The organism is Micromonospora sp. NPDC047738, from assembly GCF_040642675.1.
Taxonomy (GTDB): Bacteria; Actinomycetota; Actinomycetes; order Mycobacteriales; family Micromonosporaceae; genus Micromonospora.
The window spans coordinates 97,654-121,764 of record NZ_JBEYSO010000012.1 but is presented as its reverse complement, the minus strand read 5'-3'; the positions used below and the strand labels follow the sequence as shown (position 1 = coordinate 121,764).

At 72.2% G+C, this 24,111-nt stretch carries 26 protein-coding genes; 5 read left to right on the top strand and 21 right to left on the bottom strand.

Translation table 11 applies throughout. The features are described from left to right. Position 1 precedes the first annotated feature (1 nt). Positions 2-655, top strand: coding sequence for a response regulator transcription factor (locus ABZ783_RS20515; protein WP_357440508.1), 654 nt, complete (start codon positions 2-4; stop codon positions 653-655). A 46-nt stretch (positions 656-701) separates the two neighbouring features. On the opposite strand, the gene ABZ783_RS20510 is transcribed toward ABZ783_RS20515, so the two are convergent. From ABZ783_RS20510 to ABZ783_RS20500, 3 genes are all read right to left on the bottom strand, one after another. Next, complete coding sequence (locus tag ABZ783_RS20510; protein ID WP_357440505.1) at positions 702-2,018, bottom strand: MFS transporter; 1,317 nt, start codon at positions 2,016-2,018, stop codon at positions 702-704. Positions 2,019-2,276: 258 nt separating this feature from the next. Further along, positions 2,277-2,786 (bottom strand): FBP domain-containing protein, encoded by a 510-nt coding sequence (locus tag ABZ783_RS20505; protein WP_357440502.1) that lies wholly within the window; start codon positions 2,784-2,786, stop codon positions 2,277-2,279. A 52-nt stretch (positions 2,787-2,838) separates the two neighbouring features. Further along, positions 2,839-3,666: a DUF72 domain-containing protein gene (locus tag ABZ783_RS20500; protein WP_357440706.1), complete on the bottom strand. Its 828-nt coding sequence runs from the start codon at positions 3,664-3,666 to the stop codon at positions 2,839-2,841. A 193-nt stretch (positions 3,667-3,859) separates the two neighbouring features. Here ABZ783_RS20500 and ABZ783_RS20495 point away from each other — a divergent pair, with 193 nt between their 5' ends. Beyond that, positions 3,860-4,321, top strand: coding sequence for a hypothetical protein (locus ABZ783_RS20495; protein WP_357440500.1), 462 nt, complete (start codon positions 3,860-3,862; stop codon positions 4,319-4,321). Between the two features lie 99 nt (positions 4,322-4,420). Here ABZ783_RS20495 and ABZ783_RS20490 read toward each other — a convergent pair whose 3' ends face one another. The 10 genes from ABZ783_RS20490 to ABZ783_RS20445 all read right to left on the bottom strand — a co-directional run bounded on the left by ABZ783_RS20490 (position 4,421) and on the right by ABZ783_RS20445 (position 12,601). After that, positions 4,421-5,641, bottom strand: a complete 1,221-nt coding sequence (locus ABZ783_RS20490) for an Ig-like domain-containing protein (RefSeq protein ID WP_357440497.1) — start codon at positions 5,639-5,641, stop codon at positions 4,421-4,423. Between the two features lie 156 nt (positions 5,642-5,797). Further along, positions 5,798-6,127: a hypothetical protein gene (locus ABZ783_RS20485; RefSeq protein ID WP_357440495.1), complete on the bottom strand. Its 330-nt coding sequence runs from the start codon at positions 6,125-6,127 to the stop codon at positions 5,798-5,800. Beyond that, a complete protein-coding gene (locus ABZ783_RS20480) occupies positions 6,124-6,684 on the bottom strand; it encodes a MauE/DoxX family redox-associated membrane protein (protein WP_357440492.1) in 561 nt (186 codons plus the stop codon). Before ABZ783_RS20480 ends, ABZ783_RS20485 begins: the two co-directional genes overlap by 4 nt. Before the next feature lie 26 nt (positions 6,685-6,710). Next, positions 6,711-8,273, bottom strand: coding sequence for an amino acid adenylation domain-containing protein (locus ABZ783_RS20475; RefSeq protein WP_357440490.1), 1,563 nt, complete (start codon positions 8,271-8,273; stop codon positions 6,711-6,713). Then, positions 8,260-9,339, bottom strand: coding sequence for a thioesterase domain-containing protein (locus ABZ783_RS20470; protein WP_357440487.1), 1,080 nt, complete (start codon positions 9,337-9,339; stop codon positions 8,260-8,262). The genes ABZ783_RS20475 and ABZ783_RS20470 overlap by 14 nt, the downstream gene beginning before the upstream one ends. Continuing rightward, positions 9,336-9,773, bottom strand: a complete 438-nt coding sequence (locus ABZ783_RS20465) for a S26 family signal peptidase (protein WP_357440482.1) — start codon at positions 9,771-9,773, stop codon at positions 9,336-9,338. The genes ABZ783_RS20470 and ABZ783_RS20465 overlap by 4 nt, the downstream gene beginning before the upstream one ends. Continuing rightward, positions 9,770-11,599 (bottom strand): ABC transporter ATP-binding protein, encoded by a 1,830-nt coding sequence (locus ABZ783_RS20460; protein ID WP_357440480.1) that lies wholly within the window; start codon positions 11,597-11,599, stop codon positions 9,770-9,772. Before ABZ783_RS20460 ends, ABZ783_RS20465 begins: the two co-directional genes overlap by 4 nt. Next, complete coding sequence (locus ABZ783_RS20455) at positions 11,596-12,114, bottom strand: redoxin family protein (protein ID WP_357440477.1); 519 nt, start codon at positions 12,112-12,114, stop codon at positions 11,596-11,598. Before ABZ783_RS20455 ends, ABZ783_RS20460 begins: the two co-directional genes overlap by 4 nt. A gap of 122 nt (positions 12,115-12,236) precedes the next feature. After that, on the bottom strand, positions 12,237-12,407 hold the full coding sequence (locus ABZ783_RS20450; protein ID WP_357440474.1) for a hypothetical protein: 171 nt from the start codon (positions 12,405-12,407) through the stop codon (positions 12,237-12,239). Positions 12,408-12,433: 26 nt separating this feature from the next. Then, positions 12,434-12,601: a hypothetical protein gene (locus ABZ783_RS20445; RefSeq protein WP_357440472.1), complete on the bottom strand. Its 168-nt coding sequence runs from the start codon at positions 12,599-12,601 to the stop codon at positions 12,434-12,436. 156 nt (positions 12,602-12,757) lie between these two features. Here ABZ783_RS20445 and ABZ783_RS20440 point away from each other — a divergent pair, with 156 nt between their 5' ends. Continuing rightward, a complete protein-coding gene (locus tag ABZ783_RS20440; protein WP_357440703.1) occupies positions 12,758-15,814 on the top strand; it encodes a BTAD domain-containing putative transcriptional regulator in 3,057 nt (1,018 codons plus the stop codon). Between the two features lie 39 nt (positions 15,815-15,853). On the opposite strand, the gene ABZ783_RS20435 is transcribed toward ABZ783_RS20440, so the two are convergent. The 4 genes from ABZ783_RS20435 to ABZ783_RS20420 all read right to left on the bottom strand — a co-directional run bounded on the left by ABZ783_RS20435 (position 15,854) and on the right by ABZ783_RS20420 (position 19,527). Then, entirely contained in the window at positions 15,854-17,053 is a 1,200-nt protein-coding gene (locus ABZ783_RS20435) for an anhydro-N-acetylmuramic acid kinase (RefSeq protein WP_357440469.1), read from the bottom strand. Beyond that, positions 17,050-17,955: an N-acetylmuramic acid 6-phosphate etherase gene (murQ, locus tag ABZ783_RS20430; protein ID WP_357440466.1), complete on the bottom strand. Its 906-nt coding sequence runs from the start codon at positions 17,953-17,955 to the stop codon at positions 17,050-17,052. Before murQ ends, ABZ783_RS20435 begins: the two co-directional genes overlap by 4 nt. Positions 17,956-18,147: 192 nt before the next feature. Further along, entirely contained in the window at positions 18,148-18,705 is a 558-nt protein-coding gene (locus tag ABZ783_RS20425) for a hypothetical protein (RefSeq protein ID WP_357440463.1), read from the bottom strand. A 57-nt stretch (positions 18,706-18,762) separates the two neighbouring features. Continuing rightward, positions 18,763-19,527, bottom strand: coding sequence for a DUF427 domain-containing protein (locus ABZ783_RS20420; protein ID WP_357440460.1), 765 nt, complete (start codon positions 19,525-19,527; stop codon positions 18,763-18,765). Between the two features lie 243 nt (positions 19,528-19,770). Here ABZ783_RS20420 and ABZ783_RS20415 point away from each other — a divergent pair, with 243 nt between their 5' ends. After that, positions 19,771-20,994: a multidrug effflux MFS transporter gene (locus ABZ783_RS20415; RefSeq protein ID WP_357440701.1), complete on the top strand. Its 1,224-nt coding sequence runs from the start codon at positions 19,771-19,773 to the stop codon at positions 20,992-20,994. A gap of 64 nt (positions 20,995-21,058) precedes the next feature. Continuing rightward, positions 21,059-21,988 (top strand): YegS/Rv2252/BmrU family lipid kinase, encoded by a 930-nt coding sequence (locus ABZ783_RS20410; protein ID WP_357440457.1) that lies wholly within the window; start codon positions 21,059-21,061, stop codon positions 21,986-21,988. A gap of 100 nt (positions 21,989-22,088) precedes the next feature. On the opposite strand, the gene ABZ783_RS20405 is transcribed toward ABZ783_RS20410, so the two are convergent. The 4 genes from ABZ783_RS20405 to ABZ783_RS20390 all read right to left on the bottom strand — a co-directional run bounded on the left by ABZ783_RS20405 (position 22,089) and on the right by ABZ783_RS20390 (position 24,051). Continuing rightward, the gene (locus ABZ783_RS20405) at positions 22,089-22,367 is read right to left on the bottom strand and encodes a hypothetical protein (RefSeq protein ID WP_357440454.1); all 279 of its coding nucleotides are present in this window, start codon (positions 22,365-22,367) and stop codon (positions 22,089-22,091) included. A 27-nt stretch (positions 22,368-22,394) separates the two neighbouring features. Continuing rightward, complete coding sequence (locus ABZ783_RS20400; protein ID WP_357440451.1) at positions 22,395-22,766, bottom strand: DUF2267 domain-containing protein; 372 nt, start codon at positions 22,764-22,766, stop codon at positions 22,395-22,397. Then, entirely contained in the window at positions 22,666-23,223 is a 558-nt protein-coding gene (locus ABZ783_RS20395; protein ID WP_357440448.1) for a DUF2809 domain-containing protein, read from the bottom strand. Before ABZ783_RS20395 ends, ABZ783_RS20400 begins: the two co-directional genes overlap by 101 nt. 90 nt (positions 23,224-23,313) lie before the next feature. Beyond that, entirely contained in the window at positions 23,314-24,051 is a 738-nt protein-coding gene (locus ABZ783_RS20390) for a L,D-transpeptidase family protein (RefSeq protein WP_357440446.1), read from the bottom strand. Between the last annotated feature and the right edge of the window lie 60 nt (positions 24,052-24,111).

Below are 24,111 nucleotides of genomic sequence, written 5' to 3'. Positions count from 1 at the left end.
CATGCCCGGACCCACCCGCATCCTGCTCGCCGACGACCACGGTCTGGTACGCCGCGGCGTGCGACTCATCCTCGACAACGAACCCGACCTCACCGTCGTCGCCGAAGCCGCCGATGGTGCCGAAGCCGTCGAGCTGGCCCGCACCGCGGCCCCGGACCTGGCCATCCTGGACATCGCCATGCCCCGGCTGACCGGTCTGCAAGCCGCCCGGCAGATGTCCCGCGCACTGCCCGACCTGCGCATCCTGATGCTGACGATGTACGACAACGAGCAGTACTTCTTCGAGGCCCTCCGCGTCGGCGCCGCCGGCTACGTGCTCAAGTCGGCGGCTGACCGCGACCTCATCGACGCCTGCCGGGCAGCCATGCGCGACGAGCCGTTTCTCTACCCGGGGGCCGTCACCACCCTCATCCGCGACTACCTCGGACAGGGCAGCAACCCCGACACCGTCACCGCGCGGCGGATCACCGACCGGGAGGAGGAGGTCCTCAAGCTCGTCGCCGAGGGGCACAGCAGCAAACAGATCGCCGACCTGCTGTTCCTCAGCGTCAAGACCGTCGAACGGCACCGGTCCAACATCCTGCAGAAGCTCGGGCTCCGCGACCGGCTCGAACTCACCCGCTACGCCATCCGGGCCGGCCTCATCGAACCGTGACACCGCCTCGCGAGGCCACCCGGCACAGGACGACGTCCGCCGGCACTCAGGCCGTAGCGGCGGGTATCCGGGGTCGCGGTTCGCGCGGTCGGCCGCGGCGCAGGTCGAAGGTGTCCGGGTACCGGACGAACGCCCACGTGGCGAGGGCGAGCGCGATCAGACACAGCGCTCCCGGGACGACGAAGCCGACCTGGTGCCCCAGCGTGGCAACCGACAACGTCGCCACGAGACTCCCGTTGACGGTCGCCACGTTCTCGTGACTGAGATATACCGACGTGGCCCTGCCGGCGTGACCGGACATCAACCGCTGGGCCAGGTCGATGCCGGCAACGATCGTGGCGGCGCCGAACACCGCGTAGCCGACCTGCAGCAGCATCAGCTGCCCAGGCGTGGCGACCACGACGAGGCCGCCGTAGTAGACCACGCTCGCGGCGCCGCCCACCAGGAACACCTTGCCGCGGCCCCAGCGCAGCGCCGCGAATGCCGCCGCCGGCATGAGGACCAGCTCGCACAGCGGTGGCAGCGCGAGCACGATTCCTGTCATCTGCAGCGGGGCGTGCAGGGACACGGTCACCAGGATCGGCAACTGGGACAGCAGCATGACGCGTCCGCTGGTGAACAGCACCATCACGACCACGAGGACCAGCAGCAGCCACTGACCGCCGACCGTCCTCGGCTGGGCGTCGCGCTGCTCATCGGTGCTCCGATGCGGGTGCGGTGCTGCGGAGGCACCCGTGGCGTGCCCGCGCAGCAGGTACCACGACAGCGCCAGACAGCCGAGGCAGACGACGGCCACGACCCGGAAGAGCGGACGTGCCCCGAGGTAGGCCAGGCCGAGACCGCCGAGGGCGAACCCGGTGAACGAACCGATGGACAACACGACGCGCATCATGGCGATCACGGCGGTGGAGGTGGCGGTGTCGTCCCGGCGTTCGACGAGGTCACGCGCGTAGGCCATCAGCTGCGCATTGGGCACGCCGACCGCGCAGAAGAAGGCGACGCCGACGGCGAGCATCGCCGGGTACGTCCGCACGCTCGCCAGGACCGCGTAGCCGATGCTCAACCAGGCGAGGCTCGCCGGGATGAGCAGTCGTCGGACGCCGCCGAGATCGGAGACGTGGCCCGTGGCGAGCAGCACCGCCATGCTGGCCAGCGCGACGACGACAAAGTTGAGCGTCACCATGGTGTCCGAGGCGCCCAGCTCGTCCCGGGCGAACAACGACAGGACGCCGAGCGCTGCGAACGACGCCGTCGAGCTGACCAGCATCAACACCATCAACGGCCGGTACGGCGCCGCGGCGCGCCACGCGACCACGAACCGGCCGGTGCGGTGGGCGTCGCGCCGGGAGTCGGGCTGCGTCACCACCAACACCTCCGTCCACCGTGAAAGTCGACGTGGTCAGCTGCCGCGCGTGGCCGTCCTCGACGGAGAACGTGATCAGCCCCGGGCGATGGTCGCCTACGGTGAATCATGCTCCTCGAAGGCGGCTAAGGCGAGTAGCCGCAGCTCGTGCGGCCGGCGGGCCCACGTCTTGTGCCGCCACTCGTTGCCTGCGTCATCAGTTGAGCGTCTCCTCCCGCTGCCGGGTCAACCGCACGTTCCACCGTGACTGATCGGGGGTCAGCCCGCGACGACCCGGTTGATGAAGGCGACCAGGTTGACCATCGCCCGATCGATCCGCTCCTGCAGGGTCAGCGTCTCCTCCCGGCGGACCAGCCGCATCTTCGGCTGCCGCTTGCCCCGCAGGTAGAGCGAGCAGGCCAGGTCGGCGCAGAGGTACTCACCGATCGTGTTGCCGTTCCGCCCGGCCGCCCCGGCCAGGGGCGCGACGAACAACGCCACCCCCGACGCCGTGTGATCGGTCAGACAGATCCGGCACATGCTCGACCGCAGCGTGCTCGACTTGTACGCCTCGGGCCGCCGTAGCACCACGCCCGTCGGCCCGTCCTCACCCGGCAGGACCAGCAGCGCCCGCAGCGGGGCGCCCGGGTCTGTCCAGCCGAGGAAGTCCAGATCGGCCCAGGGAATGGTGCCCTCCGCGAAGCCCGCGGGCATCCGGATCCGGCTCGCCTCGCCCTTGCTGCAGTTGACGAAGGACCGCCGGATGTCCTTCTCCTCGAGTGGTTGCATGCCGGGGAAGCTAACCGGGCCCACGGCCCCCGGTCACCCGATTTTCGGCTGGTCAGAACAGCGTCGACGGCCCGACCGGCGTCGGCTCGGGCAGCGGCTCGACCCCGGGCAGCCGGGCCCGGACCTCGTCGTGGAACTGGCGGGCGAGGTCGGGCGCGTCGGCGTTGTCCGGCGTGTGCACGAACACGGTCGGCGAGCGGCCCTCGCGCAGCCAGCCGGTCACCACGTCGAGCCACGGCTGCCAGCCCTCGACCGTCCGCGCGGGGTCGTCCCGGCCCAGGTACCGGACGATCGGCCGATCGGTCAACGCCCTGGTGCGCAGCGGTGTACGCGGCTTGCGGGTCCACGCCTCCCGTTCCGCGTCACTGGTCGGTGGGATACGGAAGAAGGCGGTGGTGTCGAAGGGAATCCACTCCGCGCCGACGCGGTCGAGCGTCTCCTCGAGCGTGCGCACCGCCCGGGGGTCGTCGAAGAACGCGGGGTGGCGGACCTCCACGGCGTACCGGTGGTCGGTGGGCAGCCCACGCAGGAAGCGGGCGAGCTCGGGTACGCCGGCGGGGCCGAACGAGCCCGGCAACTGGATCCACAGGGCGTGGGCCCGCGGGCCGAGGGGCTCGATCGCGTTCAGGAAAACCCGTAGCTCGTCCTCGGCACCCGTGAGCCGGCGTTCGTGCGTGACGGCCTTCGGCAGCTTGAGCACGAACCGGAAATCACGGTCGGTCTGCCGCGCCCACGACGCCACCGTCTCCCGCGCCGGCGTCGCGTAGAAGGTGGTGTTCCCCTCGACCGCGGTGCACCAGCCGGCGTACGCGCGCAGCCGCTCGTTCGCCGCCAGTGGGTGCGCCAGAAAGCGTCCCTGCCAGGACTTGTGCGTCCACATCGCGCACCCGACGTGCAGGCGCATCCGGCCCTCCTCACCGCTCGACGGCACGGCGCGGGGCAACCCCGCGCCGTGGGTACGGTATCCGGCCGGGCCGACCGGAGCCCGGGACGCCCGCCCCGGCTTGATGTCGGCGCGGCCCCGCAAAGCCACTGACACACCGTGTCAGTGGTGCGGGCCTAGCGTGCCCGGCATGACGAACACCGATTTCGACTTCCTGGCCGGCCAGTGGGACAGCCGCCAACGCCGGCTGGTCAAGGTGCTGGCGGGGTGCGACGAGTGGTACGAGTTCGACGCGACCCTGGACTGCCAGGTGCTGCTCGACGGCACCGGCGTCTTCGACGTGCTCCGCGCGCCGGAGCGCGACCTGGAGGGCGTCACCCTGCGGTTGTACAGCCCGCAGGAGCGGGTGTGGCGGATCTGGTGGGCTTCCAAGGCCAGCGGCGGCCAGCTGGACGTGCCGGTCGTCGGTCGGTTCGACGACGGGGTCGGCACCTTCGAGTGCGACGACACCTGGCAGGGGACCCCGATCCGGGTGCGCTACCAGTGGTCCCAGGTCGATACTGCGCACCCCCGCTGGGAGCAGGCGTTCTCCGTCGACGGGGGTGCGAGCTGGGAGGTCAACTGGGTGGCCACGTTCAACCGACGTGCATGAGTGGCGAACTCCCTCCACAACCACCGGCCTCGTGACCAGCCGGGGCCGGGTCGCCGAACCGGTCGCTCTGCTGCGCCCTCCGACCGCTTGCCCCGCTGGTCACCATTTGTCCCACGGGATGGTCCAGTCGCCCACCCCGTCGGTGAGCGCCATCGCTCGCGGGGTGTTACGCACGTCGACCACGTCACCGAGCCGGAACGTGTCGTAGAACCAGCGGGCGTGGGCCGGCCCGACGTTGATGCAGCCGTGCGAGGTGTTCTGGCTGCCCTGAGCACCGACGTTCCAGTCCGCCATGTGGACGAACTCGCCGGAGTACGAGATCCGCAGGCAGAGCTGGATGACCTCGTCGTAATAGTCGGGGTTCTTGGGGTCGGTGACCCCGTAGCTGGCCGAGGTCATCCGGTGCGAGGGCTCGCGGGTCATCACCACGTGCGGGCCGGACCGCGTCCAGTAGCTGATGGTCTCCCCGTTCGCGCCCGTGGTGGTGCCGCCCTTGCCCATGCTGATCGGGATGTCCCGCACCAGCTTGCCGTCGAGGTAGACCTTCATCCGGTGGCTCCTGGCGTCGGCGATGGCGATGCGGGACGGGCCGATGGTGAAGTTCGTGCTGACGTTGGTGCCGCCGTAGACGCCCTGGCCGAGGTCCTGGCCGAAGAGGTTGACCTTCACCGAGATCTTCGTGCCGGGCGTCCAGTACTTCGCCGGCCGCCAGTGCGCGTTGCGGCTGTCGATCCAGCGCCACCGTCCCTCGACGGCCGGCGTGGTCTGCACCAGCATCGCCTTCTCGGCCTCGGTGCGGTTCTTGACCGGCCTGCTGAAGTGCACCATGACCGGCTGGCCGACCCCGTACGTGCCGCCGGCCTGGAGGGCGGCCAGCGCGTTGGCCTGGAACGTGGCGGAAGCGACCCCGGACGGCTTGAGGGTGCTGAAGCTGCTCCGGTGCTCGGTCAGCGCGCCGGCCGGGTCGGCCACCGACACGGTGACCGTGTAGGTCTTGCCGTAGGCCAGCTTGCCGGTCGAACGCCAGGTGTGGTCGTCGCCCAGCTTGCCGGCGACGGTCTTGCCGCCGGTGGCCACCGAGACGTCCTTGAGGGTGCCGCCCTCGGCCGCCACGACGACCTGCTCGAGCGGTGACACCTTGGTGGCATCGGCGGCCGGCGTGACGGTCACCCGAACCTCGTCCGCCGGCGCGTTCGCCGCGGCCGCACCGGGCTGCGACCACGCCGCGCCGGACGGCGACGTCTTCTGATTGCAACCTGCCGTCACCAGGCCGGCCGTGACACCCAGACCGGTGGCGATCAACTTTCGACGACTGATCATCGCGTTCCTCTCCGCCGGGAGAGTACTCCCAGCGGCGCCCCATCCCGAGGGCCGGCGTCGATTCCGTTACCCGCGCCGGGTGGGGTGGCTGGCCGGCGTGCCGCGCAAGCCGCTGACCGTCCCGTGCGACGATGGGTCGGAGGCGCCGTCAACCAGTCAACCTGGGTTCTGCCGCCCCTCGGCCACCAGGACCACCGGGTAGCCGTCGGCGACGAGGGCGGTGAAGATCTCGTTCATCAGCTCCGGCTCCCGCGACGGATCCTCCAGCTCAAGATCGACCACGTATGGACCGCTGGCCTGCCGCTGCCTGTCGTCGGGTTGGCGCAGCACCCGGACGTAGCCGGTGGGAAGCGTGCCAACCACCGACTGGCGCTCGCCGGGCACCTCTCGGACCGCCGCGCCGGTCACCCGGGCGACCAACTCCACGATCTGCTCGAACGACCGCCGCCGGTCGACGGCGCCCACCAGCAGCCGGTGGTCCGTCATCGCGCGCCGTTCCGCCGTTGCCCGCTGTCCCGCGGTGCCGGAGCGAGGAGATAGACGATGTCGTCGAGCGCTGTCACCAGGGCACCCAGTGCGCCCCCGGTCACGGCGGCGACCACCGCCGGCCCTGCATCGACGGCTCCGCCGGGCAGCGAGGCGAGCAGACCGGCTGCCGCCACCGCGACGAGCAGCGCGTTACGCAGCACGTGGCGGCGCCCCAACGGGATCTCCGAGCGGCCGAAGCATCGGCATGGGGCGGTGTTTCCGTGTCGCATCGACCCGACGATCACAACGGTGAAGCCCACGAGCAGCCCGGCCGCGAGTAGGAAACCGGCCGTCCCGGGACCCGGCGCCGGGATCACCAGCAACAGCGCCACGACGATCTCGGCGCCGACGGAGATGATCGCCGCCAGGCGGGTCAGCGACGGTGCGACGACCGCCATCCGCTGTATCGACCGCACGAACTCCACGAAGGCCTGCCGGTTTCGCAGCTTTCCGGCGACCGCGACGGCGAACACCGCGGCAAGCAGGGACCGGCAGCCGATGGCGAGATACAGCATCATGTGACCTTCCGCTGGTTGCCCAGCTAAACGACAGCAGCCTCGGCGTCGGTCCTGGCCAGCCGTTCCAGTTTCGTCCGATCAACCTTGCCGGAGGTGGTGAGTGGCAGTCGCGCGACCGGTCGGTAGCGCGCGGGCACCATGTACGGAGGCAGGAGGGACCCGCCGTGTCGGCGAAGCCGTGCCGCCAGATCCGGCGCCGCGGGGCCGTTCGGGACGACGAAGGCGACCAACAGTTGGGCGCCGCCCGGCGTGGTGGTGAGCACCACCGCCGCCTCCCGGACCTCTCTGGCGGCGCGCAGCACAGCCTCGATCTCGCCCGGTTCGACGCGGTAGCCGCGTAGTTTGAGCTGTCGGTCGTTGCGGCCGAGATATTCCAGCGCGCCGTCGGGCAGCCGGCGGACCAGGTCGCCCGTCCGGTAGTAGCGGACCGTCGGGTCGTCCTCGTCGACCACGAAGCGTTCGGCGGTGAGGTCGGGCCGGTCGAGGTACCCCCTGGTCACGGTCGGGCCCGTGAGCCACAGCTCGCCGACCGAGCCGAGCGGCACGGCGCGGCCGTGCGGATCCCGGATCTCCGCGCGGACGCCGGGAAGTTCGGTGCCGATGGGTGACCGCACCGACCCGGAAAGGTCATCCCGGGTGAGGACCCGGCCCGTGGCGTAGACGGTCGTCTCGGTTGGCCCGTACATGTTCAGGACAACCGGCGCCGGCCCGGGCAGGCGGTGGAGGAAGTCCCGGACCACGTCCAGTTCTACGCTCTCTCCGGCGAGGATGAGCTGGCGAAGGGTGAGCGTGTTGCCACGGTCCCGCGCTGTGCTGTGGGCCAGTGCGCGGAAGGCCGACGGGACCTGGCAGAGCACGGTGATCCGGGCGTCGGAGAGCAACTGGAGTAGGTCCGGTGCCGAGCGTGCCACCTCCAACGGAACCACCACGGCGGTGGCCCCGGTGGCGAGGCATCCCCACAACTCCCAGACGGAGACGTCGAAGCCGGACGAGTGGAACAACGCCCACCGGTCGGTCGCGTCGACGCTGATCAGGGACAGCGCGGCGGGCAGCAGCGAGAGGAGGTTGTCGTGTGACACCACGCAGCCCTTCGGAGCGCCGGTGGAGCCGGATGTGTAGATGAGATAGGCGGGATCGCTCGGCCGAACGCTCGGCCAGTCGGCGGGGATCCGCGCCGTACCTGCCGCTCGCGGCGAGACGATCCGCACCTCGCAGCCGGTCGGCGGGGACTCGTCCGTCACCAGACGGCGGACCTGGGCGTCGGCGAGCAGATGGCGAATCCGGTCCGGCGGCTGCACCGGATCGATCGGCAGGTACGCCGCGCCGGACTTGAGGACCCCGAGGATCGCGATGACGACGTCGGCCGACCGGGGCAGCATGATCCCGACGAATTCGCCGGGCTGAACGCCGTCCGCACACAGTTGTGCGGCCAGCCGGTCGGAGGCCGCGTCGAGGTCGGCGTAGCTGAGCCGCCGACGTCCGTCGACGACAGCCAGGGCATCGCCGCGGTCGGCGACCACTGCCCGGAACAGTTGGGGCAGCGAGGCGAAGGTGGCCAGGGCGGGTCGCGGTTCAGTCGGGGACACGGGTGAACTCCTTGCGCAGGATGGCGGCCACCGACTTGTCGCGCAGCAGCGGCAGAGTGCCGGCTGCCGCGGCGGTGCGGCTGGTGACCGAGGCGGCGATGGCGTGCCACTGCTCGTCCAGCCGATGCTCGGCGGACTGGACGAGGGTGAGCGCGCCATCGAAACGAAGCGGGGGATAGTGGTCCTGAGCGAAGGACTCCATGGCCCACACCACCTGACGCCAGTACAGGTCCGCCGGAACCATCCCCTCATCGAGCCAGGCCTCGGCCGCCATTCGTTCGACCAGCCGCTGGTGCGTCGCGCCCAGGTCGGGCATCGCGAACCAGTTGCGCAGCACGTCAAGCCGGAAGTCGTACCGCTCGCGCAGCCCCCAGCCGGGGTCGAGCTCCGGTTGGCCGGGTGCCCTCGTGTTCACCAGGACGAGCGCCGCGACCGGTACGCCGTCCGCGCCGAGTTGCCGGGCGGCCTCGTAGGCGATCCGCCCGCCGGTGCACAGGCCGAGGAACAGGTACGGCCCGCTCGGGCACACCGCCCGGATCTGGGTCAGGTGATGGCGGGCCGCGTCCACGACGGACAGGGGTGGACGGTGCCGGTCCCACAGCCCCCGCGCCTCGGTGCCGAAGACCGGACGGCCGCACCGGAACGCGTCGACCAGGCCGCGCATGAACCGGATGTTGCCCAGATCCCAGTGGAAGCAGAAGATCGGCGTGCCGGAGCCGTCGGCCAGCTGCACCAGCCCGCCACCCTGGCCGGGCTCGGTGGCGGGGCGGCTGCCGCGCCACACCGTGCCGAAATCCGGGGTGGTGTGGACCGTTCGCGCAGCGCCCTCCGCGTGCGCCCCTTCCAGCGCCGCCGCCAGCGCGGCGGGCGTCCGGTACGTGAAGACGTCCCCGGACGTCAGCGGCAACCCCTTCCGCCGTGCCTCGTCGACCACGGTGGGGACCAGCAGCGAATAGCCGCCCAGGTCGAAGAAGTCGTCTTCCGGGGAAACCCGGATGGCGAGCAGGTCACGCCAGATTCGGCAGATCGTCTCCGTCGTGTCCGCCCGCGTCGCCGCGTCCGTCATGGCCGACCGCCAAACCGGCGCAGTACCGTCGCCACGACGTTGCCGGTCGGGATGAAACCCAGGTGCCGGGAGTCCAGGCTCTGGTCCGGGTTGTCGCCGAGGACCACGACGTGCCCCGGGGGGACCAGCGCGACGCCGGTGGCCGGAACGGTGTGGGGTACCTGATCACCGGCCACCGCCACGACTCTCTTGATCAGCCACGGGCTAGCTGACGAGCCGGGTACGCCGACCGGGCGTGGGTTGCGGAAGACCACTACTTGCCCCGGCGCGAGCGGGGATCGCGCCAGACGCCGCAGGGCCAGCAGCCGGTCGCCGTCCTGATAGTTCGGTGACATGCTGGGCCCGGACACCTCAGTGATGATCAGCCGCCGCCGGATGAACAACGAGCCGGCGCCGAGTACGGCGATCAGTGTGCTGGCCAAGACCCAGGTCATGCCCGTACCTCCGGATTCAGGTCGCTGCGGTAGCCTTCCGCCTGCATCGTGAACAGGCGGGCGTAGAGGCCGTCGCGGGCCATCAGTTCGTCGTGCCGTCCCAACTCCGCGACGCAGCCGTCGGCGAGGACGGCGAGTTGGTCCGCGTCCCGGAGCCCGCCCAGCCGGTGGGAGATCAGCAGGCTGGTCCGCCCGGCCCGGTGCGCCTTGACTCGGCGGTGGATGTCGAACTCCGCCTCCGGGTCGAGGCTGGCGCTGGGCTCGTCCATGATCAGCAGGTCGCGTTCGCCGCGCAGGATCGCCCGGGCGAGCGCCACCCGCTGCCACTGCCCGCCCGACAGCACGACGCCGGTCGCCTCGTCGTCCGCGTCGGTGTCGAAGAAGACCCTGGTCAGCAGGGTGTCATAGCCCTTTGGCAGGGACATGAGGTCGTCGTGGATCCCGGCGCCGTAGGCGGCTCGGCGCACGCTGGGCTCGTCCTGCAGCAGGCGGAGGTCGCCGAGTCCGACGTTCTCGCCGGCGGACAGGTCGTAGGTCATGAAATCCTGGAACAGTGCGCTGATCCGGTTCCGCAGCTCCGCCGGGTCGAGATCGCGTAGGTCGACGCCGTCCCAGCGCACGCTCCCGCGCTGCGGATCGTAGAAGCGACACAGAAGCTTCACCAGCGTGCTCTTGCCGGAGCCGTTGTGCCCGACCAGCCCGACCGTCTGCCCGTACGGGATCGTCAGGTTGACGCCACGTAGCACCCACGGGTGGCTGGGGCTGTACCGGAACCAGACGTCCCGGAACTCGATGCCGGAGCGCAACGGGGCCAGGGTGACCGGGTGTGGGCGCAGGGGCAGGTCGGAGCGGGTCGCCTCGATGTCGCGGAAGTGCCGGAACAGTAGAAGTTGCCGGTGGGTCGACGCGATCTGGTTGACTAGCGCCGCGTTGCCGGCCTGGACGCCGGCCGCTGCGGCCACGAACATCGCCACGTCGCCCACGCTGATCGTGCCGCCCCGTACGCCGCTGACCACCCAGATGATGCCGCCACCGGTGATGGCCGCCGACAGTACGCCGAGCGACACCTGGATGAGCATGTTGCGGCGGTCCAGCCGGCGTTGCTTGTCGTTGGCCTGCCGCCGCTCCGCCAGCATCCGGGCCCGGAAGAAGCCGCCGAGCCCGAACAGCCGGACCTCCTTGGCCGCCTCGATGTTGGCCATGAGGTCGGCGTAGAAGAACTCGCGCCGTTGCGCCGGCCCGATCTGCCACAGCATCGCGGCGGTGCGCCGGGCCAGCGCCAACTCGGCCAGGAGGGCCGGGACCGCCCCTGCGGTGATGACGGCGGCCATGACGGGACTGATGGCCAGCAGCGTGGTGAGGAACCCACCGACGGTGAGCAGGCTTCCGCCCAGGCCGAGGGCGCCGTCGACTACCTGCACCGGGGTGCCGCTGGACTGGGTCGCCATCCGCAGCCGGTCGACGAACGCCGGGTCCTCGAACCGGGCGAGGCCGGGCAGCCGGTTCAGCGCCGAGTAGAGCCGGTCGGTGGCCGTGAGTCCGGTGGCCCGCGCCAGCTCCGAACGTAGATAGCTGGACAGTGCGGGCAGGGCGGCCAGCGCGAGGCCGAGCACGCAGAGCCCGAGGCCGAGACCGATCACCGCGGTGTCGCCCGCGGTGATCCGGTCCAACAGCAGCTTGACGGTCAGCGCGCTGCCGACCGGGACCGCCGCGGCCGCGACCGTGCAGACCGCCAGCAGGGTCAGCGCCCCGGGCGCGGCGCGCCAGGCGAGGCCGGCCGCCACGGCGAGCGTGGCGCTCGTACGGCCCCGGTCGGCGACGGTCATGCTCGGACGGCGGTGGGTAGCCGGTCGACCACCGTCTCTGTCGCGACCACCACCCCGTCTTCCAGGACGAGCAGAGCGGGGGTGCCGATCACACCGAGCGCCTTGGTGATCGGGCCGCCCTGCGGCTCGACGACCACCGGGCAGCTCTCCTCGAGCCGGGCGGCCAGCTCCATGTGGTCGTCGCCGTCGGTCATCACCACGGCGATGGCCGAGTCCGCGCGTCCGGCGTATTCGATGAAGCCGGGCAGTTGGCGGTGGCAAGGCGTGCAGGTCGGGGAGAAGACACCGACCACCGTCCGCCGGTCGAGCAGCCGGTCGGAGATGGTGACACCCGTGGTGGACACGGTCGTGAACTCGCCGGTCCTTGCTCCGACCGGCAGCGACATATCGGGCTGGCTCGGGTCGGACGAACGGCTCTCGTACTCCCGCAGGCGCTGGATCACGCCGAGGAGGAGGAGAAGGTTGAGGGCGCAGACGAGCGCCAGGATGGTCATCGCGACCGTGGTCACGGACACCACGCCTCCATGTTGCTGGAATGGTTGACGGAAGGGGACCGGGGCACGGCCAGGAGCCACCCGGACACTCGTCCGGCCTGGTGGCCCCTGGCCGCCGGCCTACCGTTCGCAGCGTCCGGCCGTTACCGGCACACGCAGCGCGTCGGGCAGTTGTCGTACGTGGTGCAGCAGTAGTTCACGCACGTCGCCGTGCATAGGCAGTACGTGCCGAGGGAGATGCACCCCGCCTCCGCGGTCATCCTCGGCGCAACCAGTGACAGCAGCCGTTCGGCCGCCCGGGTCACCACTCGCATGGCTCCACCTCCGTGGGTCCGACCCGTTACCAGTTGCAGGGCGCGGTCTTGGACGGGCAGTTGTCGTAGGAGTAGATGCAGATGCCGTTGCAGTTCGGCGAGTACTTGGAGATGAAGATGCAGGCGGCCTCAGCCGTCACCTTCGGCGCGAGACGATTGAGGAGGGCGTACCCCACCCGGTTGACGATCTTCATTTGCCGGTTCTCCTTCCGGTGTTCGTACTGGCGGTCCAGACTCTGCCGGGCAGGAGTGTCGATCTTGATGGCGAACGTGTGTCGATCTTGTTCTATCGTCCTCTGTGTACGAATCCGTGGACACGGCGCGTCGAGCGCGGCGAGGATGTGACGTTGGTGGAGTTTCGTCTGCTGGGCCCGGTGGAGTTCTGGCGTGACGGGCGCCAGGTCCAATTGACCGGCCACAAGCTTCGGTCGGTGATGGCGGTGCTGGCGCTGAATGTCGGCCGGCCGGTGCCCGCGGACCGGCTGATCCGGCTGGTGTGGGCCGAGGACGCGCCACCGTCCGCGCCGAGACTGCTGCAGCATCAGGTCTCCTCGTTGCGGGCCCTGCTGCCCGACCCGGCCCTGATCCACCGGTCTCCGGCCGGCTACGAACTGCGGACGCCGCCGGAGCAGATCGACCTGCACGTGTTCGACGCCCAATGCGAATCGGCCGCGGACGCCCTGCGCGGCGGCGACGCCGATCTCGCTGCCCGCCAGCTGCGGTCGGCCCTGGCGCTGTGGCGCGGCCCGGCACTGTCCGGCACCACCGAGGAGCTGACCACCGCCTTCGGGCCGGCCCTCGAGGAGCGCCGCTTGGCCGCGCTGCTGAACCGGATCGACGCCGACCTGCGGGTGGGGCGGCACCTGCAACTGCTCGCCGAGCTCAGCCAGCTGGCGGCCGACCATCCGTTCGACGAGCGGCTGCGGGGCCAGCTGATCCTCGCGCTGGACCGGGCCGGCCGCAAGGCCGACGCGGTCGACGCCTACCAACAGATTCGCCGCCTGCTCGCCGACGAGCTCGGCATCGAGCCGGGCCCGCTGCTGCAGCGCACGTTCCGGCAGGTGCTGGGCGCGACGGACGAGGACAACGGCGCGGTCTCCGCCGGCGGCGAACCGACACCTCCGTCGGCACCGGCCGCCGCGACCACCGGTTCCCCGACCCCTTCCCGCGTGCCACGTCAGCTGCCCGCCACCGTGCCGGACTTCGTCGGCCGGGCCGAGGCGCTTACCGCACTGCACACGCTGCTCACGGGCGGGCATGCGGTGAGCGCGATCGTCGGACCCGCCGGCGTCGGCAAGACCACGCTGGCCGTGCACTGGTCCCACACGGCGGCCCGGCACTTCCCCGACGGGCAGCTCTTCGCAGACCTGAGGGGCTACGACCGGGACGAACCCGTCGCCCCGCAGGTGGTGATCGGCGGACTGCTACGCGCCCTCGGCGTACCCGCGGACGAGGTGCCGCCTGACCTGGCGGAGCGTACCGCCCTGTACCGGACGCTGCTCGCCGACCGTGCGGTGCTCGTGCTGCTGGACAACGTACGCTCCGCGGAACAGGTCCGGCCGCTGCTGCCCGGCTCGAACCGGTGTGCCGTCGTGGTGACCAGCCGGGACGAGCTGGCCGGCCTGGTGGCCCGGGACGGGGCACGCCGCATCATCCTCACCCCGCTCACCGCGCCCGAGGGTCGCGACCTGCTGCGCCGTACGCTGGGAGCGGACCGGGTCGAGGCCGAGCCGGCAGCGGCCACCATGCTGACGATGCTCTGCGACGGGCTCCCGCTCGCCCTGCGGCTGGCCGCCGAGCGCATGAGCCGCCATCCGGACACCCGGCTGACCCGCCTGGTCAAGGCGCTGGAGCTGGAGGCGCACCGGCTGGAAACACTGGACGCGGCGGGTGACCCGGCCGCCGCCGTCAGGGCGGCGTTCTCCTGGTCGTATCTCGCCCTGCCGCCCGCCGCCGCGCGGATGTTCCGGCTCCTCGGCCTCCACCCGGCCGCCGAGATCGATCCGACCGCCGCCGCCAACCTGGCCGGGCTGACGGGGCCCGAGGCCAGCCGGCTCCTGACCACACTGGCCGGGGTCCATCTGGTCACCGAGACCGCACCAACCCGGTACCGGATGCACGACTTGCTCCGGGTGTATGCGCTGGAGCAGTGCCGCGCGGAGGAGCCGGCGCCGGCCCGTCGCGCCGCCGTCGCCCGTCTGCTGGCCGGGTACGACGCTGCTGCCCGGCGCGCGGTGGACCTGGTCGCGCCGCACCGCCGGCGACTGCCAGCGGCCCCACCGCCCGGCTCGCTCGTGCTGCCCACCATCGCCAGCTACGACGAGGCGCTGGCCTGGCTGGACACCGAACGGGGCACACTCGTGGTTGCTGTACGGTACGCGGTGGCCGCCGGCGAACCGGCCTACAGCTGGCATCTCGCGCACACCCTGTGGCGGTATTTCCTGCTCGGCCGACACCTTGACGACTGGCTGACGAGTCACCAGGCCGCGGCACTGGCCGCCCGCGAGGCGGGCGACCGGACAGCGGAGGCGGAAATGCTCAACAGCATGGCGGCCGCCGACACCCACGGTGGGCGGTCCGCCCGGGCGGTCGACCGCTACCAGCGGGTGATCGAGCTGATGCGGGAACTCGGCGACCAGCGCGGCGAGGCCGGCGCCGTGGGCAACCTGGGCACTGCGTACCACCGCATCGGCCGCTACGCCCAGGCGCGACGGCACTACCTGGCGGCCCTGGACCTGTGCACCGACGAGGACCCGCGTGATCGGGCGTTCCTGCTGGGCAACATCGCCGAGGTCTCCTACCTGCTCGGCGACCACGCCGACGCGTTGCGGCACTACGAACGCTCGCTGGCCGTCAGTGAGGACGCCGACGACCGCTACGCGGAAACCTTCGCCCGCATCGGCCTCGGCGCCACCTACCGGGAACTCGGCCGCCTCGATGCGGCCGGGCGGCACCTCGAGCACGCGCTTCAGCTCAGCCGGGAGCACGCGGACCAGCACGACGAGGCGGCCTGCCTCGGCGAACTCGGGCTGCTACGGCTGCGCCAGGGGCGACCCGTCGAGGCGCTACAGCACCTCGACGAGGGGCTCGACCTGGGCCGGCGGGTCGGCGACCCGAACCTGACCGCAATGGTGCTCATCCGACGTGGCGACACGCTGTCTGCCATCGACAGTCGCGACGACGCGGAGCGCTGCTACCGGGAGGCGCTGGACATCGCCGACGCCGCCCGCGATCGGCTCCATCAGGCCCAGGCGCACCGCGGTCTCGCCACTGTCCGGCAAGCTGCCGGTGAGCGAGGCGGCGCCGCGCAGCACCGGCGCCAGGCGTACGACCTGTTCGTCAACCTCGGCCTGCCCGTCCCGTCCGACGTCGCCGGGGAGGACCCGCCCGGTCGCGACCATGGCTGAGCATGCCACTTCCTGGATGCCGGCACGATGTCCCATGGATCAACGGCTGTCGGTTGCGGCTCCTCCGCCGGGCCCGGTCAGCCGGAGCGCGGTGGGCGCGGCGGGTAGGGGAGCGGGCAGCCGCAGCGGGCCGGTGCCGGGCACGATGGCGCCGAGCACCCGGGACCCGGTCGCGCCGGTGCACGACGTCACGGTGGCGGGCAGACCGTGCGCGGTGTGCCAGCCGAGCAGCGCGAAGGCGATCGCCTCCTTGGTGTCGGCCGGCGCGCCGAACTCGTCGGTGGCGGTGACCCGCACCCGGGGCAGGCGTTCCCGCAGCATGCCCATCAGGGTCGGATTGGCGCAGCCTCCGCCGGCGGCGACGAGGGTGTCGACGTCGTGCCGGCGTACCTGGTCGGCGACGGTCTGCGCGGTGAGCGCGGTCAGCGTGGCGACGACGTCCGCGTCCGGCAGGTCCGGGTGCGTGCGCAGCGCCGACTCCAGGTACGCGGCGTGGAACAACTCCTTGCCGGTGGTCTTCGGCGCCTCGAGCCGGTAGTACGGCTCGGCGATCAGCTCCGCCAGCAGGCCGGCGTGCACCCGGCCGGCGGCGGCGAGACGGCCGTCCGCGTCGTACCGCAGCCGGCCATCGCTGGCCCGCACCACGGCGGCGTCGATCAGCGCGTTGGCCGGCCCGGTGTCGTAGGCCACCGGGCCGCCGCCACCGGGCGGCCGCAGCACGGTCAGGTTGGCGATGCCGCCCAGGTTGAGCGCGGCCGGCCGGCCCCGCAGGCCGGACAGCAGCAGAACGTCCATCATGGACACCAGCGGCGCGCCCTGGCCCCCGGCGGCCACGTCCCGCACCCGTACGTCGGCGACCACCGGGACGCCGGTGCGCTCGGCGATCCAGGCCGGCTGCCCGATCTGCAGGGTGCCCCGCACGTGGCGCCCCTGCACCCAGTGGTAGACGGTCTGCCCGTGCGAGCAGATCAGGTCCACCCCGCCGGCGTGCCCGGCCGCGTCGGCCGCCACCTCGGCGAACGCCTGACCGATCAGGGTGTCCAGCTCGCAGGCCTCGGCGAAGGTCAGCGCCGCGGGTGGCAGGGCCCGCATCAGCCGGGCGCGCAGCTCCTCCGGGTAGGGCGCACTGCCGGCGTACCCGACCGTGCCGTGCAGCACCCCGTCGCGCAGCGCGAAGTCGACGGCCGCGACGTCGATCCCGTCGTGGGAGGTGCCGGAGATCAGGCCGAGCACCTTCACGGGCTCGCCTCCAGCGCCTTCCGCAGCCGGCCGCCGCTGGCGGCCAGCCGCTGGCGGGGGTCCGCCCCGTCGGCAGGGCCGTCGAGCATCAGGATCGCGGTCTTGACGTCCAGGTCGGCGCGGTCGAGCGCCGCCTCCGCCTCGGCGTGGGGCGCCCCGGTCACCCGCCGGATGATGCGCACCGCCCGGTCGCGCAGCTTGGCGTTGGTCACCCGCAGGTCGACCATGAGGTTGTCGTACGTCTTGCCCAACCTGATCATCGAGACCGTCGAGATCATGTTGAGCACCAGTTTCTGCGCGGTGCCGGCCTTCAGGCGGGTCGAGCCGGCCAGCACCTCGGGGCCGACCAGCACCTCGATCCCGTGATCGGCGGCGGCGCTCAGCGGGGTGTCGGCGTTGCACGACAGGCCGACGGTCAGCGCGTCCCGCTCCCTGGCGGCCCGCATCGCCGCCAGGACGTACGGGGTGCGGCCGCTCGCCGAGATCCCGACGACCGCGTCGGTGGCCGTGATGGCGCACTCGGCGATCGCCTGCGCGCCGGCCGCCTCGTCGTCCTCCACGCCCTCCTGCGCCGCGAACAGCGCCGGGGTGCCGCCGGCGATGACGGCGCGCACCAGCTCCGGTGGGGTGCTGAACGTCGGCGGGCACTCCGACGCGTCGAGCACCCCTAGCCGGCCGGCGGTGCCCGCCCCGACGTAGAGCAGCCGTCCGCCTGCCGCCAGCCGGTCGGCGATTCCTTCGATGGCCGGCACGATCTGTGGCAGCGCGGCCCGCACGGCGCCGGGCACGGTCGCGTCCGCGTCGTTCATGACCACGGCCAACTGTGCGACCGAGGCGGTGTCGAGGCCGGCGTACCGATCGTCGACCTGCTCGGTCAGCAGGTCACCCAGGCGATCCGTCATGCGTTGCGTCCACTTCTCGGGTCGAGGGCGTTGCGGAGCCCGTCGCCGAGCAGGTTGAGCCCGGCCCGGGCGCTGACCGCACGCCCGGCGACCGAGTATCACGGGGCCCGCGGAGCGCTGTCAACGTTTTCCACCTCATGACGGCAAGATGAAGAAAGTTGCCAGCCATGGGAATGCCGCTCGACCGACGCGTCACCGGGTACGCGCGAGCGCCTCCACCTCGGCGAGGGTGACGACCTCGTCGCACTCCCCGGGCGTCAACTTGTTGATCAACGCCTTGGCTGCCTGCGCCTGCGCTGTGGTGGGCAGGTCACCGGCCACGAGGCCGGGCAGGCTCAGCTCGTAGCCGACCCGGGCCCGGGGCGAGTAGCGCGCACGGTTACGGGCGACGGCGAAGGAGACGCGGATCGCGTGCTCGTTGCCGGGCGGCACGTTCGGCCGGTCCGTCTCCCGAGCGGCGAAGCGCATGCCGTGGTAGTAGGCGCACCGGTGACAGGTGACCGGACCGTGGGTGAGCGTGGATCCGCAGAGCGGGCACGTCAGCCGGTCGAGGGCCGCGTCCACCACCCGCCAGTCGTGCTCGTCGGGACCGTCCGCCACGAGCCAGCCCAGCGCCGTCTCCTCCGGCGAACCCGGGGCGACGTCCAGCTCGGCGAGCAGGCTCGCCCAGGCCAGTTCGAGTTCCGCCACGAGCTCAGCGACGGCCCGGGCCAGGGACGGGCTGCGCCACGTCGGAGTGCCATCGACCATGTCGCCAAGCATGCGCCCACGCCGGATGCCGCGACACCGGGTTCTGCCCGGGCACGGTCAGGAGAAGTGCGTCCTTGGCCGGGCCAGCCGCTCCCCGCCGACGATCAGGTCGACCTTCTCGTTGTAGAACGCGACCAGGCCGGCGATCGGCAGCAGCGCCCCGGTCGGAAAGCGGTACGACCAGGCCAGGTCCGGGTGCACCGTGCCGTCGCCGCGGACCGACCAGTAGTCGCTGGTCCGCCCCTTGTACGGGCAGGAGGTCCTGGTCTCCGACGGTACGAGGCGGTGGAAGTTCACGTCGGTGCGGTTCAGGTAGTAGCGAGTCGGCAGGCCGGTCTCGAAGACCAGCACCGGCGACGCCGACTCGGCCAGCACTGTGCCGTCGAGTTCCACCCGCACGCTGCGCGAGGATCGCACCGCGTCCACCCGGGCGTACGGGTTACGCGGATGGACGAAGACCTCCTCGTCCTCCTCGAACCAGCCGTCGAGCGCCGCCCAGTCGAACCGGATCGTGTCCGCCAGCCCGGGCAGCGCGTCGTCCCCGTACCAGCGGACGCACGAACCGCGGGTGGTCTCGCCGACCCGCAACCCGTGCAACCGCCCGGTGCCCCGCCGCGACGGGTCCGTACGCTGCTCGTCGACCAGCAGGTCACGGTTCACGTCCGCGCTCGGGATGTAGTACTGCGGGTAGAACGGCCACTCCCAGACGTACCGGGCCCGCGTGGTGTCCAGCACCGGCTCGGCGGCGAGGAACGCGCGGACCCGGCGCGGCACGGGCTCGATGTGGTCCACCGGGGTGATCGCCTTCGGGTAGTCCGGCACCTGTCCTGTCCTCCACTGCTGGCTCGCGTCGGGTACCGGTTCAACGATCGGCGCGGCCGTTCGCGGCGCGTGTGACCTGAGGCACCTTCGTCGCGAGTGGGAATGAGATCAGGGGTCCGGTGATTTGGTGGCAGGTGTGACCGCCGCACAGTTCTCCGCCCGCGTCCGGACGGACGTGGCCCCGTGACCGCGACCGTCGACACCATCGAGACACCCACGCCAACCCAGCTTTCCGGTGACCTGATGAGCACCCGGCAACGGCTGCGGCTCGTCCTCGTCCTCGGCTCGCTGATCGCCATCGGGCCGCTGACCATCGACATGTACCTGCCCGCGCTGCCGGCCATCACCACCGACCTGCACACCACGTCGGCGGCCGTCCAGCTGACCCTGACCGGCACCCTCGCCGGCCTCGCCCTCGGGCAGCCGCTCATCGGCCCGCTGTCCGACGCGGTCGGCCGACGCAAGCCGCTGCTCGCCGGCATCGCGCTGCACATCGTGGCGTCCATGCTGTGCGCGATCGCGCCGAACATCGGGATCGTCGGCACCCTGCGCGTACTGCAGGGGCTCGGCGTCGCCGCCAGCTCCGTGGTGGCGATGGCGGTGGTCCGCGACTTGTTCAGCGGCGCCGCCTTCGCCCGGCTCTTCTCCCGCCTGATGCTGGTCATGGGCGTGGCCCCGATCCTGGCCCCCACGCTCGGCAGCGGGCTGCTGCGCTGGTCGGACTGGCGGGGCGTGTTCGTGGCCCTCGCCGTCTTCGGCGTCCTGCTGGTCACGGTCGCGGCGTTCGGGCTCGCCGAAACCCTGCCGCCCGAGCGGCGCCGCCGCGGCGGGCTGGCCGCCACCGGGCGGGACTACCTCGCGCTGCTGCGCGACCGGACGTTCGTCGGCCTCGTGCTGGTCGCCGGGCTCGCCATGGCGGCGCTCTTCGCGTACGTGGCCGGGTCGTCGTTCGTCTTCCAGCAGCAGTACGGGCTGGACGAGCAGCAGTTCGGGATCGCCTTCGGCGCCGGCGCGGTCGGCCTGATCACGGCCACCCAGCTCAACGTGCGGCTGCTGCGCCGGTACTCGCCGCAGCGGATCCTCGTCACCGCGCTCGGCGTGGGCACGGCGGCCGGACTCGTGCTGCTCGCCGTCGCCGCCACCGGCTTCGGCGGCCTCGCCGCCATCCTCGCCTCGCTGTGGGTTGTGCTCGCCGCGGCCGGGCTCGCCATGCCGAACGCGCCCGCCCTGGCGCTGTCCCGCCACGGCGAGGCCGCCGGCACCGCCGCCGCCCTGCTCGGCGCGGTGCAGTTCGGCGTCGGCGCGTTGGCCGCGCCGCTCGTCGGCGTACTCGGCACCGGCAGCGTGGCGATGGCCGTGGTGGTCGCCGGCGGCATGGTCGCGGCGATGGCCGTCCTGCTCGTCGTGGTCCGGCCCGCGCGGCTGGCCGAGGTCGAGCCGGCCGTGGTCGCCGTGGCCGCGCACTGACCGGCGGCCCACCGGCCCGTCGTTGCCCGCCCCGATCGGCGCCCGCCGGATAGGGTCGGGCCTCATGCGGACCAAGCAGGAGCTAGCGGCGGCGATCCGGCGGGAGGGGCGAGCGGTGCTCGTCGTCAACGCCCACTCCCGCCGGGGCCGCCAGCTCTACGAAGGGGCCCGGTCGCGGCTGGTGGCGGCCGGGTTCACCCTGCTCGGCACATACCCGGTCGAGCGGCCCGGCGAGCTCGAACAGCGCCTCGCCGCGGCCGCCGACCTGGGGCCGGACCTGCTGGTCGCCGGCGGCGGTGACGGCACCATCGGCACCGCCGCCCGGCTGCTCGCCCACCGCGACATCGCGCTCGGCCTGCTGCCGCTCGGCACCACCAACAACTTCGCCCGCACCGTCGGTATCCCGCTCGACCTCGACGCCGCGGTCGGGATCCTCACCGCCGGCAAGGTGATCGACGTCGACCTCGGCCTGGTCGGGAACATGCGGTTCACCAATCACGTCGGCATCGGCCTGTCCGCCGACGTGATGCTCCGGACGCCGCCGCGGCTCAAACGGGCCATCGGCCGACTCGCGTACCCGCTCACCGCCCTGGGGCTGCTCACCCGGCACCGGCCGCTGCGGGTGACCGTGCGCGCCGAGGCGCGCACGCACGAGTTCGTCACCCACCAGTTGTACGTGGCCAACGGCGGCCACCAGGCCGGCCGGCCGATCACCGCCGACGCCAACGCCGACGACCGGCTGCTGGTGGCGTACCCCGTCGGCGGGTCGACGCGCCGCGGGCTGCTGCGCGACACCGCCCGCAACGCCGCCACCGGGCACCGCCGCACGCTCGGCGACGAGCCGTTCCTCGCCGTGCGCCAACTGTGGCTGGAGACCGACCGGCCCGCGCCGGTCGAGGTCGACGGCGAGCTGTACGGTGAGACGCCGATCCGGATCGGCCTGGACGCGAACGCGTTGCGCATCATGGCCGCCGCCGACAGCCCGGACCGCTGAGCCCGGCCGGCTGCCCGTCCTGCCCGACCGGCGAGCTCCCGCAGGCGCTGACGGAGTGCCGGTGGCGGCCCGGGCGGGCGGTTCGCCGCCCCGGAGCCCCTCAGTCCCGGCGGTCCTCGTCGGGTACCGGAATCTCCTGGTTCTGCTCCACGGCGTCCGCCGGGCTGACATCGCCGCGGACGGCGCCGGCCAGGTCGGTCTGGTCACTCGGCGGACGCAGGACGCCCTGCTCCGCCAGGTCCGCCTCGGACGCCTCCGGCACGGCGTCGGAGACTGCGTCCGGCGGACCGACCACGGTCTCGTTCTGCTGCTGCTCCTGCGCGTCAGCCTCCGGCGGCCGGTGCAGCGGGTCAGCCTGCTCGTCCCAGTTGGCGGTCATCGCGGCCTCCCGACCCGAGCGGCCCGCTCAGCGGGTGCGCTGCACGAAGGGCGCGGTCAGGTCGGCGACCTCGCCGAACTCCGCCGGGAGTTGGGACACCACGTCGTCATACCCTTCGGGTGGGAGGGCCTGGCGGAGGGCGTCGAACACCGCCGTCGCCCCGTCCTTCGCCCGCTCCGGGTCGACCTCGGCGCGCCCGCTGACCCGCTGCAGGAAGACGTCGAGCCCGAACCGCTCGGCGGTCTCGGTCGGGGCGAAGGCGTACGGCCGCAGGCCCTCGGGAAGCTGGCCGGCCAGATCACGCGCCTCGCCGCCGTCGATCCGCTCCGCCAGCGTCGTCAGCGTGGCCCGGACGAGGGCGGTCGCCTGCTGCGACGACGTCCCGGTGCGCTTCGCCACCAGGCCGATGAACTGGTTGTCGTCCATCATCAGGGCCCTTCTCTCGGACGGATGCCCGCGTCTTCCCCGCCGCCGCCGGCTCAAACGGCAGCAGCCGGTGCAGCACGACCAGCGGCACCACGCCGACCGGATACCAGAGCAGGTCCACCGGATCGAACTGGACGCCCAGCACCAGCCGGGCCAGCAGGCTACGTGCCGACAGCGCGGCCGGCACGCCGGTGAGCTGGAAACACTCCATCGCCCAGCAGAAGCCCGCCGCGATGGCCCCAGCCGGCACCGGGCGCAGGCGCGGCCACAGGAAGAGCACCCCGGCGTACACCAGCGACGCGTAGAGGGCGGTGCCCGAATACTGCTCGAGGCGGCCGTCGGCAAGGCCCCGGATGGCCAGCGCCACCGCCAGGAACAACGCCGCCGACACCAGCATGAGCAGCCGGAAAATGGCCGGCCGGATCGACATTCCGGCGATGCTATCGGCGCCGGGTCGTCCGCGCCGTCCCGAACCGGCGGCCCGTCAGATGATCCGGCGGGCCGCCGGCCGGGTCGCGCGTCAGCGGTAGACGTGCACGGGGACGCCGACCCCGATGACCGACCAGAGCCGGTTCATGGCGGGGATGGGCACCCGGACGCAGCCGTGGCTGGCCGGATAGGTGGGCACGGAGGTGGCACCGTGCACCGCGTAGCCGCGGTAGAAGTAGTTCGGCCGCCACAGCAGGCCGAGGTCGCTCTGCCGCCAGCCGTCGATGCGCCGCTCGATCTTGTAGTTGCCGGTGGGGGTGGGGGTGCTGGACTTTCCGCTGGAGGCGTCCAGGATCCGTACCACTGACCCCCCGCGCGCCAGGTACAGCACCTGCCGGGTCAGGTTGGCCTCCAGCGAATAGCCGGAGTGCGTGTACTTCGGCTTGGGGACGACCGGGCGGTCGAGCGCCGCCCAGGTGCGCGGCCCGACGATCCCGTCCCGGGCCAGCCCGTTCACCTTCTGGAAGGCGACGACGGCGTGGTGCGTCGACGGCCCGAAGTCGCCGTCGATCCCGCCGACGTCGTAGTGCAGCGCGGTGAGCCGGCGTTGCAGGGTGCTGACCGCCGCGCCCTTGGAGCCCTGCCGCAGGACCGGCTGGCTGCTCGCGGCGAGCGTGACGGTGGTGACGGTGCTGGGGGTGGGTGCGGCGGCCGACGCCGGACTGGCGGTCACGGCCAGGCCGCCGGCGGTCACGAGGAGGGCCATCCCGAGCGCGGCGCGCGAGGCGGGGTGGCGAAGGCGGGTGGTGTGTGGTGAGACGGGAAGCATCGTCCCTCCCTTCCGAATTCCTGAGCATGACGGTAGCCCGCGGAAGCGAGGATGGCTGCC

What these genes read in the sequence shown, in the direction of transcription:
- murQ (WP_357440466.1), bottom strand. Translation starts at nt 17,955, where the DNA reads ATGACGGATCGCCTGGGTGACCTGCTGACCGAGCAGGTCGACGATCGG.
- ABZ783_RS20425 (WP_357440463.1), bottom strand. Translation starts at nt 18,705, where the DNA reads ATGGTCGATGGCACTCCGACGTGGCGCAGCCCGTCCCTGGCCCGGGCC.
- ABZ783_RS20445 (WP_357440472.1), bottom strand. Translation starts at nt 12,601, where the DNA reads ATGAAGATCGTCAACCGGGTGGGGTACGCCCTCCTCAATCGTCTCGCG.
- ABZ783_RS20480 (WP_357440492.1), bottom strand. Translation starts at nt 6,684, where the DNA reads ATGCTGTATCTCGCCATCGGCTGCCGGTCCCTGCTTGCCGCGGTGTTC.
- ABZ783_RS20495 (WP_357440500.1), top strand. Translation starts at nt 3,860, where the DNA reads ATGACGAACACCGATTTCGACTTCCTGGCCGGCCAGTGGGACAGCCGC.
- ABZ783_RS20500 (WP_357440706.1), bottom strand. Translation starts at nt 3,666, where the DNA reads ATGTGGACGCACAAGTCCTGGCAGGGACGCTTTCTGGCGCACCCACTG.
- ABZ783_RS20410 (WP_357440457.1), top strand. Translation starts at nt 21,059, where the DNA reads ATGCGGACCAAGCAGGAGCTAGCGGCGGCGATCCGGCGGGAGGGGCGA.
- ABZ783_RS20405 (WP_357440454.1), bottom strand. Translation starts at nt 22,367, where the DNA reads ATGACCGCCAACTGGGACGAGCAGGCTGACCCGCTGCACCGGCCGCCG.
- ABZ783_RS20465 (WP_357440482.1), bottom strand. Translation starts at nt 9,773, where the DNA reads ATGACCTGGGTCTTGGCCAGCACACTGATCGCCGTACTCGGCGCCGGC.
- ABZ783_RS20460 (WP_357440480.1), bottom strand. Translation starts at nt 11,599, where the DNA reads ATGACCGTCGCCGACCGGGGCCGTACGAGCGCCACGCTCGCCGTGGCG.
- ABZ783_RS20505 (WP_357440502.1), bottom strand. Translation starts at nt 2,786, where the DNA reads ATGCAACCACTCGAGGAGAAGGACATCCGGCGGTCCTTCGTCAACTGC.
- ABZ783_RS20415 (WP_357440701.1), top strand. Translation starts at nt 19,771, where the DNA reads ATGAGCACCCGGCAACGGCTGCGGCTCGTCCTCGTCCTCGGCTCGCTG.
- ABZ783_RS20450 (WP_357440474.1), bottom strand. Translation starts at nt 12,407, where the DNA reads ATGCGAGTGGTGACCCGGGCGGCCGAACGGCTGCTGTCACTGGTTGCG.
- ABZ783_RS20390 (WP_357440446.1), bottom strand. Translation starts at nt 24,051, where the DNA reads ATGCTTCCCGTCTCACCACACACCACCCGCCTTCGCCACCCCGCCTCG.
- ABZ783_RS20515 (WP_357440508.1), top strand. Translation starts at nt 2, where the DNA reads ATGCCCGGACCCACCCGCATCCTGCTCGCCGACGACCACGGTCTGGTA.
- ABZ783_RS20490 (WP_357440497.1), bottom strand. Translation starts at nt 5,641, where the DNA reads ATGATCAGTCGTCGAAAGTTGATCGCCACCGGTCTGGGTGTCACGGCC.
- ABZ783_RS20485 (WP_357440495.1), bottom strand. Translation starts at nt 6,127, where the DNA reads ATGACGGACCACCGGCTGCTGGTGGGCGCCGTCGACCGGCGGCGGTCG.
- ABZ783_RS20470 (WP_357440487.1), bottom strand. Translation starts at nt 9,339, where the DNA reads ATGACGGACGCGGCGACGCGGGCGGACACGACGGAGACGATCTGCCGA.
- ABZ783_RS20395 (WP_357440448.1), bottom strand. Translation starts at nt 23,223, where the DNA reads ATGTCGATCCGGCCGGCCATTTTCCGGCTGCTCATGCTGGTGTCGGCG.